The sequence below is a fragment of the Streptomyces lushanensis genome (assembly GCF_001700515.1).
In the GTDB taxonomy this organism is placed as follows: Bacteria; Actinomycetota; Actinomycetes; order Streptomycetales; family Streptomycetaceae; genus Streptomyces; species Streptomyces lushanensis.
This window is the reverse complement of sequence record NZ_MAUD01000497.1, coordinates 1-2,456: the sequence shown is the minus strand read 5'-3', so window position 1 is coordinate 2,456 and position 2,456 is coordinate 1. Positions and strand designations below refer to the sequence as shown.

Annotated in this window: 4 protein-coding genes; 3 read left to right on the top strand and 1 reads right to left on the bottom strand. The window is 71.6% G+C overall.

Annotation, left to right across the window (positions count from 1 at the left end; all coding sequences use genetic code 11):
* Positions 1–211: non-homologous end-joining DNA ligase LigD (ligD, locus tag BFF77_RS33885; RefSeq protein ID WP_483855221.1), on the top strand; the 211-nt coding region annotated here is incomplete at its 5' end.
* Positions 212–334: 123 nt separating this feature from the next.
* Here ligD and BFF77_RS30395 read toward each other — a convergent pair.
* Entirely contained in the window at positions 335–1,279 is a 945-nt protein-coding gene (locus BFF77_RS30395) for a nuclease-related domain-containing protein (RefSeq protein ID WP_066956432.1), read from the bottom strand.
* A gap of 194 nt (positions 1,280–1,473) precedes the next feature.
* On the opposite strand from BFF77_RS30395, the gene BFF77_RS30390 reads away from it, so the two are divergent.
* Positions 1,474–1,770: a zinc-ribbon domain-containing protein gene (locus tag BFF77_RS30390; RefSeq protein WP_066956429.1), complete on the top strand. Its 297-nt coding sequence runs from the start codon at positions 1,474–1,476 to the stop codon at positions 1,768–1,770.
* A gap of 212 nt (positions 1,771–1,982) precedes the next feature.
* Complete coding sequence (locus BFF77_RS30385; RefSeq protein ID WP_066956426.1) at positions 1,983–2,429, top strand: SH3 domain-containing protein; 447 nt, start codon at positions 1,983–1,985, stop codon at positions 2,427–2,429.
* Positions 2,430–2,456 lie beyond the last annotated feature (27 nt).

Below are 2,456 nucleotides of genomic sequence, written 5' to 3'. Positions count from 1 at the left end.
AGTTGTGTATAGGCGACAGGCCTACACCCTGCGGGCCCGGCGGGAACCGACCGTCTCCACGCCCGTGACCTGGGACGAGATCACGGCCTGTACGGCGGCCGAGGACCTGGTCTTCCGCTCGGCGGACATCCCCGGGCGGCTGGAGCGCCACGGAGACCTCCTCGCCCCGCTCCTCGATCCCGGCCGCGCGGGGCCACTGCCGGACACATAGCCCTGCCCGGACACACAACCCCGCCCGGCCATGTGGCCCGGCCCACCACTCCGTCCGGGCCACCCCGCCCGCAGCCCCACAACAGCACCGTCACACAGCGGCACAGCGGCACAGCCACTCCGACTACACCGACAGCCATGTGCGCCGGTCGCGGGCCGTCGCGTACAGGGCCTCGATGTCCGCCGGTTTGAGTACGCCGCCGAGGGACGCGAGCGCCGGGATCTCGGTGTCACGCAGGATCCGTACGTCCGACGAGGACGGCACCGCGTCCAGCCTGGCCGCCTCGGCCACGGCGAGGACCGGGCGTACGGCGGTCGCCAGGGCGAACGAGGCGCGCTCGGCGGCGCGACGGGCCCAGCGCAGATGGGGCCGCGGCTCGGCACGGCCCGTACGGACCATGGGGTCGGCGATACGGACCCGCCGGCCGCGCGCGGCGACGGTGTGTACGGCCAGGACTCCGGCCGGGCCGATCGCGAGATGGTCGACCCGGGCGCCGGCGCCCGCCCCGGGCAGCGGTATCGAGTGCAGCACCCGCCAGCCCGCGCCCTCCAGCCGGTCGAGACGGTCGCCCAGGAGCTGCTGGGCGAGGAGTTCCCCGTGGAGCGCGTCCCCGCGATGCCGGTCGCCGCGATGTATGTCCCCGCGATATGTATCCGGCGGCCATGTGTCCCGGCCCCATGTGCCTCCGCCCCAGGTGCCCCGGCGGAACCACCCGTGCCGTTCGGACGCCGCGGACGCGTCCAGTTCCGCGTGGAGCGCCTCGCCCGGACGGTTCGGGGCGAGGTCGTCGTCCGGGTGGAGGGAGAGCCGGTCGAGATCGGCCGGTGTCGGTATCGGCGGCGGCCCGACCGCCACCTCACCGGTGATGTACGGCGCGAGGGCGGCCAGCACATCCTCGCGCGCCGCGCCCGGGAGCACACTGATCCGCCCGCCGGCCCGCCCGTCGACCGGACCGTCCGCGTCGTCGGCGCCGTCGTACCAGGCGACGGCCGTACCGTCCGGCAGGCTCACGAAGAGCCGGTCACGGCCTCGGACACGGACCGGCGTGACACGTAATCGGATCGTCATGCCGCCTCACCCCCAGAGAGACCATGGGAACAGCCACCGGCCCGCAGAGGCAAGAGGTCACGCGGCCCGCCGGCCCGCCGCCACCGCCGACCGCCACCGCCGTCGTCATCTCCGTACGGCAGTCTGGACAGAGGGGGCAGACTCTCCCCGGCGCTCCCGTCCCGGGCGCGTGTCTCGCGGAAGGAATCGCTCAGATGATCATCTTCGGCACCAAGGGTTACCTCCATCAACTGGCCATACTGACGCTGGTCTGCGGCCGTTGCGGCAATCCCTCCGCGCACACGCTCAAGAAGCGCGTCACCAAGTTCACTCTGTTCTTCATACCGCTCTTCGCGTTCTCCACCACATACATGACCCAGTGCACGTTCTGCGGCGACGAGCAGCGGGTGACGAAGGAACAGGCCGATCAACTGCTCGCCCAGAGCACCGGCCAGGCAGGGGGCGGCGCCGCGCACCACCACACGGCGCAGCAGAACCCCTACCAGCGCTGAGCCGCCATACCGAGCCACCACACCGGACCGCCATACCGAGCCCCGCACCGAGCCTGTGCGCTGAGCCTGTGCGCTGAGCCTGTGCGCTGAGCCCATATGGCGCGAACACCCACAGTCATGAATTGCGGACATTGAGTAGCGAACCTAGCGTGAACCACGCGAGTCATATGCCGGAATCACCGGCTCCTCGCCCTCAGGTCCCAGGAGTCTTCATGCCCGTGCGTTCGTCCGGCCGTACCGCCGCCGTCCTCACCGTCACCGCGCTCGCCGCCACGACTCTCGCCACCGTCTCCGTCGCACCCGCTCTCGCCGCGCCCCCCGCCGCCTCCTCCGCGGCCACCGGACCGGTACCCGTACCGGTGGCCGCCGACGAGCCGGCGGGCAATCCACCGTCGAAGCCGCAGACCGACGACCAGGGCCTCGGCAGATACAGAGGCAAGGTCGTCGCCAGGACCGGTCTTCTCCTGCGGGACAAGCCGACCCGCAGCAGCAGAGTCGTCGGCGAACTCGAGTACGGCGACATCGTGCGCATCTTCTGCAAGGTGGAGGGCGGCGACGTGGAGGGGAACAACCGCTGGTACCTGCTCGCCGACGGCAGCTGGGCCTGGGGATCGGCCAAGTACATCCGCAGCCTCGGTGAGACACCGCACTGGTGCTGACGCCCCGCCCAGCCGCCCCCTCCTCAC